The sequence below is a fragment of the Streptomyces sp. XD-27 genome (genome assembly GCF_030553055.1).
Lineage (GTDB): Bacteria > Actinomycetota > Actinomycetes > Streptomycetales > Streptomycetaceae > Streptomyces.
This window is the reverse complement of the sequence record NZ_CP130713.1, coordinates 182,818-200,294: the sequence shown is the minus strand read 5'-3', so window position 1 is coordinate 200,294 and position 17,477 is coordinate 182,818. Positions and strand designations below refer to the sequence as shown.

The following is a 17,477-nucleotide window of genomic DNA, read 5'->3' as shown; positions in this document are numbered from 1 at the left end:
GCCGAGGACGGGGGTCTCGGCCCCCTCGCCACGCGTGCTGCGCTGGGCACTGTCACATCACCATGCTTCGTCACTGCAGAGGGCGCGTTTCGTCACCACCCCTGGGCGGCGGCGCCGGCAGCCCTCGGCGCACCGCTCCCACGTGTGCCGCCGCGCCTGTCCGCATCCACGCCGTGGCCATCCCGGTCATCGTCAGCAGTCCGGCGCTGATCAGCAGGCTCACCCGCATCCCCGTCATGAAGTCCTCCGCGACCAGGGCGCCGAAGGCGGCGATGCCCAGGCCGCCGGCGACCTGGCGGGCGGCGTTGAGCACGCCCGCCGCGAGGCCGGCGCGCTCGGCGGGGACCGCGTCCATCATCGCGGTGGTCAGCGGCGGCACCGTCAGCGCGCAGCCGAGCGACAGCGGGACCAGGAGGAAGGCCAGCAGGAGTGCGGGGTCTCGCCGTCTACGCGGAGCAGGAGGAGCAGCCCGGCCGCCGCGAGCGGCTGGCCCACGAGCATGGGCAGGCGCGGCCCGAAGCGGGCGCCGAGCTTGCCCGCGACGACGTTGGTCACCGCGATCACGCCCGTCATGGGGAGGAACATCAGTCCGGCCGACAGCGCCGAACGGTCCTGGACCTGCTGGAGGAAGAGGCTGAAGACGAAGACCATGCTGTAGAAGGCGACGCTGACCGCCGCGCCTGCCGCGACCGTGATCGCCACGGTGCGGTTGCGGAACAGCCCCAGCGGGACGACCGGATGCGGCTGGCGTGTCTCGATCCGCCGGAACGCGGCGCCCGTGGCGACGGCGACGGCCAGCGCGGCCAGCCCCGCCGGGCCGCCCTCGATCACCGCGAAGGCCAAGGCCGCCAAGGCGACGACGGCGGTCAGCTGCCCTGGCACGTCCAGGGGCGCGGGCCGGCGCTCCGACCTCGGCGCGCGGACCAGCAGGGCGAGGGCCAGTACCGCCAGCGGCAGGTTGACGAAGAAGATCCCACGCCAGTCCCACGCGGTGGTCAGCACCCCGCCCGCGACCGGGCCGACCGCGACGGCCGCCGAGCCTCCGGCCGTCCACAGCGCCACGGCGCGCGCCCGCTTGGCGGCGTCGTCCGGGTACGCCTGGCGTACGAGGGCGAGCGAGGCGGGCAGCATCACGGCGGCCGCGACGCCCTGCACCACCCGGGCCCCGATCAGGACCGGCAGGTTCGGGGCGAAACCGCAGGCCGCGGAGGCGAGGGCGAACACCGTGACGCCGAGCGCGTAGGTCCGGGTGGCACCCGCCCGGTCGGACAAGGCGCCGGTGGACAGCATCAGCGCGGCGAACGCGAGGGTGTACGCGTCCACCACCCACTGCAGCCCCGCGGTCCCGCCGCCCAGCGAGGAGCCCATCGAGGGCAGCGCCACATTCACCACGGACGCGTCGAGGCAGGTCAGCGTGAAGCCCAGCAGGGCGGCAGCCAGGGTCAGGCGGGGAGACGGCCGACGCGAGCCGGCGGGCGATTCTCCTCGCTCTGCAGGGAGTTGACTGGTCTCGGTGATGTGGTCCGTTGCCATGCCTTCACTCTGGCGATCTCCAGCGGCCTACAGTAGTGGCCTGAATGCCATACAACCGGAGGTTCTGGCCATGCCGCAGGCGCAGCCGCACCGAGCGCACCGTGTCGCCGTCATCGCCCCGTCCCCCGTGTCGATGTTCAACCTCGCCATCCCCGAGATGCTCTTCGAGAAGGCCGCGGTGGACGGGCGACCGGGTTACGAGGTGATCGTCTGCACGCCGGTGCCCGGCCGGATCGCCACCACCGGCGGCCTCTCGCTGGAGGTCGAGCGCGGACTGGACGCCGTGCACGACGCCGACACCGTGCTGGTCGCCGGCACCGGCCATCGCTTCGAGCCCGACCCGCTGACCGTCGCCGCGGTCCGCGAGGCCGCCGCCGCGGGCAAGCGGATCACCTCGATCTGCAGCGGCGCGTTCGTGCTCGCCGAGGCGGGGCTGCTGGAGGGACGCAGCGCCACCACGTACTGGGAGCTCGCCGAAGAACTGCGCAACCGCTACCCCGCGCTCGACCTCAAGGGCGACGTCCTGTACGTCCAGGACGGGACGGTCATGACGTCCTCCGGCTACGCCGCGGGGATCGACCTGTGCCTGCACATCATCCGCACCGACTACGGCGCCGCCATCGCCAACCGTGTGGCTCGCGCCGCGCTGGTCGCCCCCGTACGGCCCGGCGGCCAGACCCAGTTCACCCAGACGCCGCTCCCGCCCGAGCGCGGCAACGCCTGCGCGGACACCCGGGGATGGGTGATGCAGCGGCTCGACCAGCCACTGACCCTCACCGACCTGGCCCGGCACGCGGGCGTCAGCGTCCGCACCCTCACCCGCCGCTTCCACGCCGAGAGTGGCGTCAGCCCGCTGCAATGGCTCCTGCACCAGCGCATCGAACGAGCGAAGGAACTGCTGGAGACGACGACGCTACCGATGGACCAGGTGGCCCGCTCCTGCGGCCTCGGCACCGCGGACTCCCTGCGCAACCACCTGGCGCGGCGCACCGGCCTCACCCCCAGCGCCTACCGCACCCAGTTCAGCCGCCTGGCGCCTTCCAGAGTGGCGCGGGCGTCCACCGCCATGTCGTGATCGGCACCGCGGCTCCAGGCCGACGCGCGGCCGTCCGTACTCGCCTCAGGCCGTCGGGTCCCAGAGGCCGCCGGCCTCGCCGCGGGCGAGGTGCTCAGCGTAGACGCCGACCTTCCAGGCGATGACGGAACGGCACTCCTCCAGCGCCTGGATCTGCGCGTCGACGCGCTGCCGATGGGTGTCGAGGAGCCGCAGGCGTTCCGCCTCGTTGCCCGGGCCGTGCCGCACCAGTTCGGCGAACCGCTTGAGGTCGGCGAGCGGCATACCGGATTCACGCAGCTTGACGCAGATCAGCAACCAGTCCACGTCGAACGCGGTGTACCGCCGCCGGCCGCCCGTGGTGCGCCGGACCGGTCCGACCAGCAGGCCCTCGCGCTCGTAGAAGCGCAGTGCATGCACGCTGAGTCCGGTCCGCTCGGCCACCTCGCCGATGCTCAGTGGCTCCACATGGGTCTCGGGAGTCGCCATGCCGCCCAGCCTACGGCTTGATCTAGACCTCGCTCTAGATCGTAGCGTCGTCGGCATGACCACCACTCATCAGCAGCCGCTTGGCTCGCCCTTCTCTGCCACCAGCACCGTCGAGGACGTCATGGCCGACCTCGACCTGTCCGGCGTGACCGCCGTCGTCACCGGGGGCTACGCCGGACTCGGTCGGGAAACCACCCGGGGCCTGGCGGCCGCCGGGGCCCAGGTCATCGTTCCGGCCCGTCGACCGGGCATCGCCCGTGCCGCACTCGCGGATGTGGCGGACTGCGACGTCATCCCCATGGACCTGGCAGACCTGGACAGCGTGCGCGCCGCGGCCGCGCAGATCAGCGACTCCGCCGGCAAGGTCGACGTCCTGATGGCCGTCGCCGGCGTCATGGCCACCCCGGAGCGGCGCGTGGGACCCGGCTGGGAAGGCCAGCTCGCCGCCAACCACTTCGGACACTTCACACTCGCCTGCGAGCTCTACCCGCTCCTGGCCGCCGCCGACGGCGCGCGCGTCGTCGTGAACAGCTCTGCCGGACACACCCTGACCGACATCCGCTGGCACGACCCGCACTTCCGTACCGGCTACGACAAGTGGCTGGCCTACGGCCAGGCCAAGACCGCGAACTCCCTGTTCGCCGTGCAACTCGACGCCCTCGGGCGCAACGACGGCGTCCGGGCGTTCGCTCTCCACCCGGGAAAGATCATCACTGGTCTCCAGCGAGAGATGACGCTTCAGGAGCAGATCGAACGTGGCTGGGTGGACGGGCACGGCAAGGTGATCGGCACCGACTTCAAGACCCCCTCCCAGGGCGCCGCCACCGGCCTGTGGGCCGCCACGTCCCCGCTCCTCGACGGTCGCGGCGGCCTCTACCTGGAGGACTGCGACGTCGCGCGCGTCTCTGCCCCGACACGCCCATGGATGACGGCGGCGTTCGCGAGTACGCCATCAACCCCGGCGCGGCCGCACGGCTGTGGGACCTGTCCGTCACGGCGACAGGCGCCACCCCGATCAGTCACTGAGCCCACGCACTTCCGGCGGAGCGGTCAGGCGGCCTGGCAGAGCACCGCGGGGTCGGCCGGGGCCGAGGCGCGGGCCACGGTCGTGTGCACCGGACGGGCGGCGCGGACGGTGGCCGCGGCCTGCGAGCGGTTCCGCGTGAAGACGAGGAGGCGCAGCACCGCGAACCGCGCGACACCGGCGAGTGCGGAGGCGGACAGGTAGACGACCTGCTCGAGCACCGCACCGGGCGCCGCCACCAGTTGGTGCAGGACGAGCATCGCCACGCAGGTCACCGCGTACGCGACTGCCGCGGACCCGGCCGACTGCGCGTGCTGGCGCCAGGTCGCGCGCCCGCCCGCGCCGAAGGTGAAGCGGGCGTGCAACTCGGTGGCGAGGAGCGTGGAGACCGCGGTGATCAGGGCGTTGGCCAGGATCCAGGGAATCCAGGAGGCGAGGCCCGCCACGGCGAAGCTGGAGGCGAGCCCCACCCCGCCGCCGCAGAGCACGAAGCGGGCGAAGGCGGTGAAGGTTCCGGGTGCCGCCTGCTGCCGACTCTGCGCTGTCTCCATGACCCCGACCCCTTTGATGGCTCACTCCGCGAAACGCGCACCCCTCGGCCTGCGAGGCCGGAGGGGTGCGCTGCCCGTGCCGCCATCATGGCACACCTATGGCGCCATGGCGAGCCTGTGTGGCGCTATCTGTGCCGCCAATGGCGTCATGGCGTGGATGGAATCGCGAATGTGCAGGTCAGCGACTGGTGCGAAGGTGGCGCCAGTCGGCGGGTGAGGCGCGAGACGGCCGACAGCAGGCTGAACGGTTGCCGAGGCACCCGGCTCCGGAAGTGACCGGCCCGGGGCTCCCCACAGGGGAGACCCGGGCCGGTTCTTCGTGCGGAGAACTCAGTACGGCAGCGGCCCCTCCGGGGTCACCAGGTCCCGGGTGACCTCCGCGACCGACCGGCAGCCGGTCAGCGCCATCGCCAGGTCCAGGTCCGCGAGCAGGCAGTTCAGGACGTGCTCGACGCCCGCCCGGCCGTCCAGGGCGAGACCGTACAGGTACGGCCTGCCGAGCAGGACGGCGTCAGCGCCGAGCGCGAGGGCCTTGACCACGTCCGTGCCGGTGCGGATGCCGGAGTCCATCAGCACCGGCACCTCCGGGCCGACGGCGGCCCGCACCGCGGGCAGCGCGTCGAGGGCGGCCACGCCGCCGTCGAGCTGGCGGCCGCCATGCGTGGACACGACGAAGCCGTCCGCGCCCGCGGCGAGCGCCTTGCGGGCGTCGTCCGGGTGCTGCACGCCCTTGATGAGGATCGGCAGCGACGTGCGCTCCCGCAGCCAGGGCAGGTCGTCCCACGTGAGCGTGGGATGGGAGGAGATCGTCGCCCAGTGCGCGATCGGAGCCAGGTCGCCGCCGTCCGCGGGCAGCTGGGATCGGAACACCGGGTCGCTCGTGAAGTTGGCGATGCCCTCGCCGTGCACGAACGGGATGTACCCGGCGTCCAGGTCGCTCGGCCGGTAGCCGAACGTGGGTTGTCCACCGTGACGACGAGCGCCGTGTACCCGGCCGCCTCGACACGGCGGACGAGGGACTCGGCGACGTCGCGGTCGTTCGGCCAGTACAGCTGGAACCAGCGGGCCTCCGGCCCGGCCTCCTTCGCCACGTCCTCCATGGAGTGCGAGGAGAAGCAGGACAGCACGAACGGCACACCCACCTCCGCGGCGGCCCGGACCGAGGCCAGCTCGCCCTCGGGGTGCGCCACCGTCTGCGCGGCCACCGGCGCGAGCAGCACCGGTACCGGAAGGCGCCGTCCGAGCACCGACACCGACAGGTCGCGCTCGCTGACGCCCCGCCACATGCGCGGCACGAGCTGCCAGCGGTCGAACGCCGCGCGGTTGCGGCGGCCCGTCGCACCGGTGCCCGCGTCACCGGCGATGTACGCGTACGCGCGGGGTTCGAGGACCGCGCGCGCCGCCTCCTGAAGGCTCGTCAGGTCCGTGGACAGCTTGGGCTTGCCGCCCGCCATCCCGGCCAGATAGATCTGCCGCACCAGTTCGGCGCGGGGGGCGCGGGGCGCGCCCGCTGCTTCGGTCATGCGCTGCCTGCCTGTTCGTCGCCGCCGGCCGCCGTCGCGAGCCGGTGCAGGTCCTCGCGGAGGCGGCGGGTGAGCACCGCAACGGCCGGGGAGTCGCGCTCGGTCAGCGAGAAGTGGCCGCCGGGCGTCGTCTCCACGGCGAACTCGCCCGTGGTGTGGCGGGCCCAGCCCCCCGTCTCCTCCGCACTGTTCTTCGGGTCGTCGTCGGCGAGCAGCGCCGTCAGCGGCGCCGCCACGGCGGCGCCGGCCGCGCAGTGGTAGCCGCGCAGCGCCTCGTTGTCGCCGCGCAGCAGACGCACCATCTCCCGGACGGTCTCCGCGTCGTCGAGGAGCGCCTCCGGTACGCCGCCGAGCCACCGCACGTGCTTCACGACGGCCTCGTCGCTCTCCTCGCCGTCACCGCTCCTGTGCCAGCGGGCCGAGGGCGGCGCGGCGGCGGAGGCGAACAGGCGGACCACCGCGGGCCCTGCGCTCTTCGGGGCCTCCGCCTCCAGGATGCGGGTCGCCTCGAAGGCGACGATGGAGCCCATGCTGTGGCCCAGCACGAACAGCGGCTTGTCGTCGTGGCCCTGCGCCCGCAGCGCCTCCACCGCGCCCCGGGCAAGCGCCGTGACGCTCTCCGCGAACGGCTCGGACCTGCGGTCCTGCCGCCCCGGGTACTGCACGGCGAGCAGCTCGACGTCCTCGGGCAGCGCCGCGGACAGCGACGTGAACGCCATCGCGGGGCCGCCCGCGTGCGGGAAGCACAGCAGGCGGGCCCGGCTGCCGGGGCGCGGGTGGAACGTACGTATCCACTGACCCGGCCGCCGGACGGCGCCCCCCTGGGAGGCGCCGCCCGGCCGGGTCGAACCGGTGGCCGCCGCGGCGGCCTGATTGTCGGTCATGACCTGGGGAATCCGTTCGTTTCTCGGTCAGGAACCCAGCTTGGCGAGGAGCACGCCGAGCCGGTCGGACACGGCGGCGCGCACCGTGTCGCTGAGCCGGGTGCCGGCGAACACCGTCTCCAGCTCGGTGAGTTCGTCCAGGAGGGCCTGGGCGTCGTTCGCCTCCGAGCCGTCGGCGCCGTCGGCTCCTTCAACGTATCCCTGCTCCGCCTTCAGGTGCTCCACGAGCTCCGCCGGGGTCGGCCAGTCGTAGATGAACGTGGCGGGCAGCTTGACGCCGGTCGTGGCGCCGAGCCGGTTGCGCAGCTCCACCGCGGTCAGCGAGTCGAAGCCGATCTGGTTGAAGGGGCCGTGCGGGTCGACGACCGCGCCCGAGGCGTGGCCGAGGACGGCCGCGACCTCACCCAGGACGGTGTCCAGGAGCCGGTCACCGGTCGCCGGGCCCTGCGCGGGGGCCGGGTCCGCCGCTGCCCGGTCCGCCGCTGCCGGGGCCGCGTTGGCGGCGGCCGGCGCGGGCACCAGGTTCTTCAGCAGCGGCGGGACGGGGCTGCCGCTCGCGACCGAGGCGCGCAGGCCCTGAAGATTCCACGCGGCGGCCACGGTCACCGCGCTGTCCCGGCGCACCGACGCGTCGAGCAGCGCGATGCCCTGCTCGGACGTCAGCGGCGCCACACCGATACGGCCCATGCGCGTGATGTCGGTCTCGGTGAGCCCGGAGCCCATGCCGCCGACGCCCTCCCACAGGCCCCACGCGATGGAGACGCCGGGCCTGCCGACCGAGCGCCGGTACTCGACCAGGCCGTCGAGGAAGGCGTTGCCCGCGGCGTAGCCGCCCTGCGCGGCCGAGCCCATGGTCCCGGCGAGCGAGGAGAACAGCACGAACGCGTCCAGGCCCAGGTGCTCGGTGAGCTCGTGCAGATTGAGCGCCGCATCCACCTTCGGGCGCAGCGACCGGTCGAGGCTCTCCGGCGTCAGGTCCGCGAGGATGCCGTCGTCCAGGACCCCGGCCGCGTGCACGACGCTGCCGAGCCGCACGCCGTCCGCCGCCAGGCCGTCCAGGGCCGCGGCGAGCGCGTCCCGGTCCGCCGCGTCGCAGGCCACGACGTGCACGTCCACGCCCTGCGCGCGCAGCTCGTCGATGTCCCGCCGCGCGTCCTCCTGCGGCGCGCCCCGGCCCATCAGGACCAGGCTGCGCACGCCGTGCTCGGCCACCAGATGCCGGGCGACGAGCCGGCCGAGCCAGCCGAGCCCGCCGGTGATCAGGGCGGCGCGCGTGGTGTCCCACGGCTCGTCCGCGTCGGCCAGGGCGAGGACGACCTTGCCGATGTGCCGGGCCTCGCTCAGGTACCGGAACGCCTCCGGGGCGCGGCGGATGTCCCACACCGAGATCGGCGGAGCCTGCAGGCCGCCCTGCTCGAACAGGTCCAGAAGCTCCTGGAGCATCCCCTGGATGCGGTCGGGGCCTGGCTCGCGCACGTCGTACGCGCGATAGTCCACGCCCGGGTGCCGCGCGGTCACCTCGGCCGGCTCGCGCCGGTCGGTCTTGCCCATCTCCAGGAACCGGCCGCCGCGCGGAAGCAGCCGCAGCGACGCGTCGGCGAACTCACCGGCGAGCGAGTTCAGGACGACGTCGACGCCCTTGCCGCCGGAGGCCGCCAGGAACGACCGCTCGAAGTCGAGCGTCCGGGAGGAGGCGATGCGCTCGTCGGCCACGCCCGCGGCGCGCAGCGCGTCCCACTTGCCCCGGCTCGCCGTCGCATAGACCGTGGCGCCCAGGTGCCGGGCGATCTGGACGGCCGCAGTGCCGACGCCGCCGGCGCCCGCGTGGATGAGCACCGACTCGCCCCGGCCGAGACGCGCCAGGTCCACCAGGCCGTAGTACGCGGTCAGATAGGTCACCGGGACCGCGGCGGCCTGCTGGAACGACCAGCCGTCGGGGATCCGGCACACCAGACGGTGATCGGTGACCGTGTTGGGGCCGACGCCGTTGATGAGCCCCATCACGCGGTCGCCGGGCTTCAGGCCCGTGACGCCGGGGCCGACTTCGACGACGACCCCCGCGCCCTCACCGCCGCCGCCGCTGCCGGACGCGTTCACGTCGACGGAGGCGTGGATGACGCCGAGCGCGAGCAGCGCCTCGCGGAAGTTCAGCCCGGCCGCGCGCAGACGCAGCCGGATCTGGCCCTCCTCCAGCGGCTCGGCGACCTCCGGCCACGGCTCGAACGACAGGTTCGCGAAGGACGACTTGCCGACGTAGTCCAGATACCAGTTCGGCTCGTCTCGCGGCGGGCGCAGCGTGCCGCCGGGCGCCGACGTGGTCAGGGCCGGGCGGTAGGCGGTGCCGCCGCGCAGCGCCAGCTGCGGCTCATCGGCCGCTGCCGCGACCGCGGCCGTGAGCGCGGCGCGGGAGCCCGCCGTGCCGTCCTCGTCGAGCAGCGCGAAGCGGCCCGGGTGCTCGGCGTACGCCGACCGCAGCAGACCCCACACGGCGCGCAGGCCGAGCCGTGCGGTCGGCTGCTCGCCGTCCACGGCGACGGCGCCGCGCGTGATCGCCACCAGGCGGGTCGTGGAGAGCCGGTCGTCGGACAGGACCAGCTGAGCGGATGTCAGGACGTGGCGCAGGGACTCGCGGACGGCCGCCGGGTCCGGCGTCTCGTCGGCGCGGCCCGCCGCGACGGGCAGCAGGATGACCTCCGGCGCCTCCTCGCCCTCGTCCAGGGCGGTGGCGAGAGCGGTCCGGTCGGCGTATCCCCGGTCGACGATGCCGCGCAGCGCCTCGTCGGCGAACTCGCCGAGCACCGCCCAGGTCTCCGTGTCACCGGCGGCGGGCAGCCCGGCCAGCGCCTCCCACGACGGCACGTACAGGCCGTCACGGTCGCTCGCGGACGCTGCGGCGGCCGGGCGCAGAGCGAGCGAGCCGATGGCGGCCACCGGCGTGCCCGCGGCGTCGGCCACGTCCACGCAGATCGCGTTCCCGCCCGCGGGGGCGAGCCGCACGCGCAGCGACGCCACCGCGGTGCCGAACGTGCGCGCGTTGTTCCACGCGTACGGCAGCAGCGTCCTGCCGTCCGATGTGTCGGTCAGGCCGCCGAGCGCCGACGCGTGCAGGGCCGCGTCGAGCAGCGCCGGGTGCAGCGGGTACGCGCCGGGGGCCGGCTGCCGGTCGTCCGGCAGGGCCACCTCGGCGAACACCTCGTCGCCGCGCTGCCACAGCGCCTTGACGCCGCGGAAGGCCGGGCCGTACACGAGGCCCTGCGCGGCGAGGTCGGCGTACAGGCCGTCCGGGTCGACCGGCAGCGGCTCGGCGCCCCGCGGCGGCCACACCGTGAGGTCGGCGGCGGCGCCCGCCGCCGTGTCGGAGCCCTTGGCGACGGTGCCGCCCGCGTTGCGCAGCCACTGGGCCGACGCACCGGAGTCGTCGCCCTCCCGGCGCGAGTGGACGGTCACCGCACGGCTGCCGGTGGCGTCCGGGGCCGCGAGGAACACCCGCAGCTGGATCTCGGCGTTCTCGGGGTCCTCGGGGACGACCAGGGGCGCCTCCAGCAGCAGCTCCTCCACGACGTCGTAGCCCGCCTCGCGCGCGGCGCACGCCGCGAGGTCGAGCAGCGCGGTGCCCGGCACCAGGACCTGGCCGCCGACCTTGTGGTCGGCCAGCCACGGGTGCGTCGCCAGGGAGAGGCGGCCGGTGAGCAGCAGGCCGGCGGGCTCCGGCAGTTCGGCGACGGCCGTCAGCATTGGGTGGTCGAGCGCGGCCAGACCCGCCGAGCGCACGTCACCGGAGACCGCGGGCCTGTCCAGCCAGTACGGGCGGTGCTGAAAGGCGTACGTCGGCAGCGGGACGCGGCGCGCGCCCTGGCCCGCGAAGACCGCGGCCCAGTCGGCCTCGGCACCACTGGCGTGCGCGCGGGCGAGAGCGGTCAGGAGCGTCCCCGGCTCCGGGTGGCGGCGGCGCAGGGCCGGGATCAGCTCGTGCGCGGCGCGCGCGGAGCCCTCGGCGGCGAGGCAGTCGGCGGCCATCGCCGTGAGGTCGCCGGACGGGCCCATCTCCAGGAAGCGGGTGCAGCCGTCCTCGGCGAGGCTGTGCACGCCGTCCTGGAAGCGGACCGTCCGGCGCATGTGCCGCACCCAGTAGTCCGGGTCCGCCAGCTCGTCGGGCTCGGCGGGCAGACCGGTCAGGTCCGAGATCACCGTCAGCTCGGGGAAACGGAACTCCAGGCGCGCCGCGAGGGCGCGGAACTCCTCGAGCGCGGGCTCCATCAGCGGCGAGTGGAAGGCGTGGCCGACCTTCAGCCAGGTCGCCTTGCCGCCCGCCTCCTCGAACGGCCGGATGGCGGCCGCCAGGGCCTCCTTCTCACCGGAGAGCACCGTCGCGGCCGGGCCGTTGACGGCGGCGAGCGACACCGTACCCGCGCAGTCGGCGAGCAGCTCGACGGCCTCCTCCTCGGAGGCGCGCAGTGCCACCATCGCGCCGCCCGCCGGGAGCCGCTGCATGATCCGGCCGCGCGTGACGGCCAGCTGCGCGGCGTCCTCCAGCGACAGCACCCCGGCGGCGTGGACGGCCGCGAAGGCACCCACGGAGTGCCCGAGGACCGCGTCCGGCCGGATCCCCCACGACTCGAAGAGACGGAACAGGGCCACCTCGACGGCGAACAGGGCGGGCTGGGTGTATTCGGTGCGGTTCAGCAGGTCGGCCTCGGGCGTGCCCTCGGCGGCGCACACCACCTCGCGCAGCGGCCGGTCCAGATGCGGGTCGACGACCGCGCACACGGCGTCGAAGGCCTCGGCGTACGCGGGGAACGCCGCGTACGCCTCCGCGCCCATCCGCGGGCGCTGGGAGCCCTGACCGGCGAACAGGAACGCCGTGCGGCCCTCGACGGCCCTGCCGCGCACGGCGTCCGGGCCCGGTGTGCCGTCGGCGAGCGCGCGCAGCCGCGGGAGCAGGTCCTCGCGGTCGGTGGCGAGGAGCACCGCGCGGTGCGTGAGGTGGCGGCGCGTGGTGGCCAGCGACAAGCCGAGCGAGGCGAGGTCTTGAGCGGGCCCGGCGGCTCCCGCGGCCTCGGTGGCTTCGTCGGTGGTCAGGTGCTGGTGCAGGCGTTCGGCCTGGGCGCGCAGCGCCGTCTCGGAGTTCGCGGACAGGACCAGTGGGACCGCGGGCAGCGGGGCCGTGGTCTCCTCGGCGGTAGGGGCCTCGGGCTCGGGCGCCTGCTCCAGGATGATGTGCGCGTTGGTGCCGCCGATGCCGAAGGAGGACACGGCGGCACGGCGCGGCCGGTCGACCTCGGGCCAGCTCTTGGCCTCGGTGAGCAGCGACAGGGTGCCGCCGGACCAGTCGACGCCCGGGCTCGGCTCGTCCACGTGCAGCGTCTTGGGCATCAGGCCGTGCTGCAGCGCGAGGGTCAGCTTGATGAGACCGCCGACACCGGCGGCCGCCTGCGCGTGACCGATGTTCGACTTCAGGGAGCCGAGGTACAGCGGGGTGTCCGCGGTGCGGGCCGCGCCGTACGTGGCGATGAGGGCGCCCGCCTCCAGCGGGTCGCCGAGCGGGGTGCCCGTACCGTGGGCCTCCACGAGGTCGACGTCGGCGCCGGTCAGGCCGGAGGCCGCCAGGGCCTGCCTGATCAGGGCTTCCTGGGCGGGTCCGTTGGGCGCGGTGAGGCCGTTGCTCGCGCCGTCCTGGTTGACGGCCGAGCCGCGCACCACCGCGAGCACGGGGTGGCCGAGGCGCCGGGCGTCCGACAGGCGCTCGACGAGCAGCAGGCCTGCGCCCTCGGCCCACGCGGTGCCGTCGGCGGACGCCGCGAAGGACTTGCAGCGGCCGTCGCGGGACAGACCGCGCTGGCGGCTGAACTCCACGAAGGAGTTCGGGGTCGCCATCAGCGTCACGCCGCCCGCGAGCGCCATCGAGCATTCGCCGCGGCGCAGCGCGTCGACCGCCAGGTGCAGCGCCACCAGCGACGACGAGCACGCGGTGTCCACGGTGATCGCCGGGCCCTGGAGGCCGAAGGTGTACGACAGGCGGCCGGAGGCGACGCTGCCGGCGCTGCCGATGGTCAGGTACGCCTCGTACTCCTCCGGGGCGGGGGACAGGCGCGCCGCGTAGTCGTCGTACATGGTGCCGACGAAGACGCCGGTGCGGCTGCCGCGCAGCGTCGCGGGGTCGATGCCCGCGTTCTCGAACGCCTCCCAGGCGGTCTCCAGCAGGAGCCGCTGCTGCGGGTCGATGGCGTGCGCCTCGCGCGGGCTGATGCCGAAGAACTCGGGGTCGAACTGGGCGGCGTCGTAGAGGAATCCGCCCTGCTCGACGTAGGAGGTGCCCGCGTGGTCGGGGTCGGAGTCGAAGAGGTTCGCCAGGTCCCAGCCGCGGTCGGTGGGGAACGGGCCGACCGCGTCGACCTCGTCGACGACCAGCTGCCACAGCTCCTGCGGCGAGCTGACGCCGCCGGGGAAGCGGCAGGCCATCGCGACGATCGCGATCGGCTCCTCGTCGCGCTGCCGGGCGCGGGCAGCCGCGGCCTTGAGCCGTTCGTTCTCCTTCAGCGCGGCCCGCAACGCGTCGACGACTTGCTGGGGTGATGTGGGCGCCATCGTGTGTCTCTCCAAAGGTCCCTGTGCCGGGCGGTGTCAGGACTCGCTGTCGCCTAGAGCCAGGCGGATCAAGTCGTCGGTGTCCATCTCGTCAAGGAGGCTTTCGCTCTCGGCCAGGTCGGCGCCCAGCAAGGCGTTCCGCGGGTCGGGCGCGTCCTGCCCGGACGGTGCGTGCCGGCCCGCCGGTTCGGGGGCGAGCGCGGTGAGCAGCCTCTCGGCGATCGCCCCCGGGGTCGGGTGGTCGAAGACCAGCGTGGGCGGCAGCATGACGCCCGTCGCCGCGATCAGACGGTTGCGCAGCTCGACCGCGGTGAGCGAGCTGAGGCCGAGGTCCTGGAAGCGGCGGTCCGCCGCCACCTCGTCCTGCGGCTCGCCGAGGACGGCGGCCACCTGCGTGCGCACGGTCCGGAGCAGGATGTGGCGGTGCTCGCGCTCGGGGGCGCGGGCCAGCTTCTCGCGCAGCGCCGCGGCGGTGTCCTCGACGGGCCCGGCCTCGGCCCGGCGCGGGGCGAGGTCCTTCAGGACCGCCGGAGCGGTCGCCGCGTCCAGGGCGCGCGGGTCGAGCACCACGGCCGCGAGGTACGCAGCCCCGTCGGCGAGCGCCGCGTCGAACAGGGCGAGCCCGGCCTCGGCGGACAGCGAGCCGATGCCCGAGCGCCGCAGGCGCAGCAGGTCGGCCTCGCTCAGGTTGCCGGTCGTCGCGGACCCGTCCGCCCACAGGCCCCACGCGAGGGACAGCGCGGGCCGCCCCTCCGCGCGGCGCTGCCGCGCGAGGCCGTCCAGGTAGGCGCTGGCCGCCGCGTAGGCGCCCTGACCGGGCGTGCCGAGCGTCCCGGCGAACGAGGAGAACAGGACGAACGCCGTGAGCCCGAGGTCCTGTGTGAGCTCGTGGAGCAGCGCGGCGCCCGCGGCCTTGGGGCGCATCACCCGGTCCAGGTGGTCCGGCGTCAGGGCGCCGAACAGCGCGTCGTCGAGGACGCCCGCCGCGTGCACCACGCCGGTCAGCGGATGGGTGTCCGGCACGGCATCGAGGACGGCGGCGAGAGCGTCGCGGTCGGCGGTGTCGCAGGCCGCGACCGTCACCTCGGCGCCCGTGGCCCGCAGTTCGGCCACGAACTCGGCGGCACCCGGCGTCCGAAGGCCGCGGCGGCCGGTGAGCAGCAGGCGGCGCACGCCGTACGCGTCCACGAGGTGCCGGGACAGGAGCCGGCCCAGGGCGCCGAGGCCGCCGGTGACCAGGACGTGGCTGTGCTCGTCGAAGGCCGCCGGGGCGTCCGTCCGCGCCTCGTGCGTGCGCAGGCCCGGAGCGCTCACCCGCCCGGCGCGCAGCGCCAGTTGGGGCTCGGGGGAGGCCACCGCCTGCACGACGCCGTGCGCGGACTCGGGGCGGCCGTCGGTGTCGACCAGGGTGAAGCGGCCGGGGTTCTCCGTCTGCGCGGTGCGGATGAGGCCCCACACCGGTGCCCCGGCGAGGCGCACGTGCTCGCCTTCGGCGACCGCGACGGCGCGCTCGGTCACCAGGGCGAGCCGGGTGCCGTCCAGACGGGCGTCGGCGAGCAGGCCCTGGGCGAGCCCGAGCGCCGCGCGGGCGGCGGCGATCGGCGCCCCGGTGGGTCCACCGGGTTCGGTGGACCCACCGGCCGTGGCGGGCCCGCTGGTGGCGGACTCGCCGGGGGCGGGCGCGCTGGGTGCGGCGCTCCCGCCGAGTGAGGTGGCGACGACGACGGCGGGCGCCGGGGCACCGCCGTCGAGTGCCGCGCGCAGTCCGGCCAGGTCGGGATGGGCGTCGACCGCGACACCCGCGGCACGGATCACGCTCGCCAGGTCGGCGGCGTCGGCGCCCACGACCGCCCACGGGCCCGTCGGGACCGCCTTCGACACGTCCCGCTCGGTCCACTCCAGGGCGAACAGCGCGGCCCTGTCGGCCGAGGTGGCGGACGCGGCCGACGCCAGCGTCTCGGCCGGAACCTCGCCCACCGTGAGGGCCTTGGCGTCGAGAACCGGCGTGCCGTTCTCGTCGGCGATGTGCACGGAGCAGGTGTCCTTCGCGCGTTGACGGATACGGACGCGCAGCGCGGTCGCGCCGGGGGAGTGGAGAGCCAGGCCGCTCCAGGCGCACGGCACGACCCTGCGGCTGCCCTCCCCCCTGGCCCCGCCGGCCAGGGCGTGCAGGGCGGCGTCCAGGGCGGCCGGGTGCAGCTGGAAGCCGCGGCCGCGCCCGTGCGCCTCCGCGGGCAGGGTGACCTCGGCGTACAGGTCGCCGCCGGCGCGCCAGACGGCGCTCAGGCCCTGGAAGGCCGGCCCGTACTCGTAGCCGATCCTGGCCAGTTCGGTGTAGAGCCGGTCGACGGGCACCGGCGTCGCGCCCCGCGGCGGCCACAGCGTGAGCTCGGCCGAGCCGTCGGGATCCGCGCTCGCCCCGGACCCGGCCTCCTCCAGGACGCCGGCGGCGTGGCGCTTCCAGTCCTCCTTGGACGCGGCCGCGGGCCGCGAGTGGACGGTGAAGGCGCGCGATCCGTCGGTGTCCGCGGGGCCCACCAGGAGCTGGAGGTCCACGGGTTCGGTGAGCAGCAGCGGCTGCTCCAGAGTGAGGTTCCTGACGCGTTCCGCGCCGGACGTGCGGCCCGCGTACAGGGCGAGCTCCGCGACGGCGGGGCCGGGCAGCAGCGGCTGGCCCACCAGCGTGTGGTCCAGGAGCCACCGGTGGGCGTTCGGGTCGACCTCGCCGGTGAACAGCCAGCCCTGGCCTCCGGCCAGTTCGACGGCCTGGCCGAGCAGCGGGTGGCCGGTGGTGTCCGGCGCGGGCGCGGTGGTCGGCGCGGTCAGCCAGTAGCTGTCGCGCTGGTAGGCGTACGTGGGCAGCGCCACGGTGCGCCCGCCGCCGAGGAACGCGCTCCAGTCGACCGCGGCGCCGTGCACGTGGGCCTCGCCGAGCGCGAGCGCGAACCGGCCGACGCCGCCCTCGCCGCGGCGCAGCGTCCCGATGGCCGCCACGTCGCGCCGGCCCGCCCGCGCGGCGGTCTCGGCGATCGCGGGCGTCAGGACCGGGTGCGGCGCCGCCTCCACGAACGTAGGGTGGCCGAGGCCGACGAGATGGTCGATCACCGACTGGAACGCGACCGGCTCCCGCAGGTTGCGCACCCAGTACGCGGCGTCGGGCCCGGCCGGGCCGACGGCCTCGCCGGTCACCGTCGAGTACCACGGCACCTGCGCGGGCCGCGGCGTGATCTCGCCCAGCGCGTCGAGGAGTTCCGCCGCGACGGCGTCGGCCGCCGCGGTGTGCGGGGCGTGGTCGACCGCGACACGGCGCGCCGTGATGTCCTGCGCCGCGCAGGCCGCGAGCAACTCGTCCAGGGCCGCGGGCTCGCCGGCGACCACCGTGTGCGCAGGGCTGTCGACCGCCGCGACGGCGATCCGGCCGCCGTACGCGGCGATCCGGGCCTCGACGGCGGCGCGCGGCAGACCGAGCGCGACCATGCCGCCCGTGCCGGACAGGTGCGCGGCGACCGTCCGGGCGCGCAGCGCGACGACCCGCGCCGCGTCCTCGACGGACAGGGCGCCCGCCACGGTGGCCGCCGCGAGCTCACCCGCGCCGTGGCCGACGACGGCCGCGGGCTCGACGCCATGTGCCCGCCACAGCCGCGCGAGGGCCACCGACACCGCCCACGTCAGCGGCTGCGCCACCTCGGTCCGGTCCAACGGCCCCTGGAGCTCCGCCGCCGCGTCCCAGTCGACGTAGGGTGCGAGCGCCGCCAGGCACTCCTCGAACCGCGCGGCGAAATCCGGCGCCGACTCCGTCAACTCCCGTGCCATGCCCGCCCAGTGGGCGTCGAG

General features: G+C 75.1%; 6 protein-coding genes and 3 pseudogenes. 2 read left to right on the top strand and 7 right to left on the bottom strand.

The window, feature by feature from the left end:
- Window positions 1–70: 70 nt before the first annotated feature.
- Window positions 71–1,533: pseudogene (locus Q3Y56_RS00715) on the bottom strand (MFS transporter).
- A gap of 70 nt (window positions 1,534–1,603) precedes the next feature.
- On the opposite strand from Q3Y56_RS00715, the gene Q3Y56_RS00710 reads away from it, so the two are divergent.
- Window positions 1,604–2,608 (top strand): GlxA family transcriptional regulator, encoded by a 1,005-nt coding sequence (locus Q3Y56_RS00710; RefSeq protein WP_304460054.1) that lies wholly within the window; start codon window positions 1,604–1,606, stop codon window positions 2,606–2,608.
- Window positions 2,609–2,653: 45 nt separating this feature from the next.
- On the opposite strand, the gene Q3Y56_RS00705 is transcribed toward Q3Y56_RS00710, so the two are convergent.
- Entirely contained in the window at window positions 2,654–3,076 is a 423-nt protein-coding gene (locus Q3Y56_RS00705) for a MerR family transcriptional regulator (RefSeq protein ID WP_304460053.1), read from the bottom strand.
- 55 nt (window positions 3,077–3,131) lie between these two features.
- On the opposite strand from Q3Y56_RS00705, the pseudogene Q3Y56_RS00700 reads away from it, so the two are divergent.
- Window positions 3,132–4,102: pseudogene (locus Q3Y56_RS00700) on the top strand (SDR family NAD(P)-dependent oxidoreductase).
- Window positions 4,103–4,126: 24 nt separating this feature from the next.
- Here the strand turns inward: Q3Y56_RS00700 and Q3Y56_RS00695 are convergent.
- The 5 genes and pseudogenes from Q3Y56_RS00695 to Q3Y56_RS00675 form a co-directional block, all read right to left on the bottom strand.
- A complete protein-coding gene (locus tag Q3Y56_RS00695) occupies window positions 4,127–4,651 on the bottom strand; it encodes a hypothetical protein (protein ID WP_304460052.1) in 525 nt (174 codons plus the stop codon).
- A gap of 330 nt (window positions 4,652–4,981) precedes the next feature.
- Window positions 4,982–6,174 (bottom strand): annotated as a pseudogene (locus tag Q3Y56_RS00690) (alpha-hydroxy-acid oxidizing protein).
- Window positions 6,171–7,058: a thioesterase II family protein gene (locus Q3Y56_RS00685; RefSeq protein ID WP_304460051.1), complete on the bottom strand. Its 888-nt coding sequence runs from the start codon at window positions 7,056–7,058 to the stop codon at window positions 6,171–6,173. Before Q3Y56_RS00685 ends, Q3Y56_RS00690 begins: the two are co-directional and overlap by 4 nt.
- A gap of 27 nt (window positions 7,059–7,085) precedes the next feature.
- On the bottom strand, window positions 7,086–13,643 hold the full coding sequence (locus tag Q3Y56_RS00680; protein ID WP_304460050.1) for a type I polyketide synthase: 6,558 nt from the start codon (window positions 13,641–13,643) through the stop codon (window positions 7,086–7,088).
- A gap of 36 nt (window positions 13,644–13,679) precedes the next feature.
- A complete protein-coding gene (locus Q3Y56_RS00675; RefSeq protein ID WP_304465424.1) occupies window positions 13,680–17,456 on the bottom strand; it encodes a type I polyketide synthase in 3,777 nt (1,258 codons plus the stop codon).
- Window positions 17,457–17,477 lie beyond the last annotated feature (21 nt).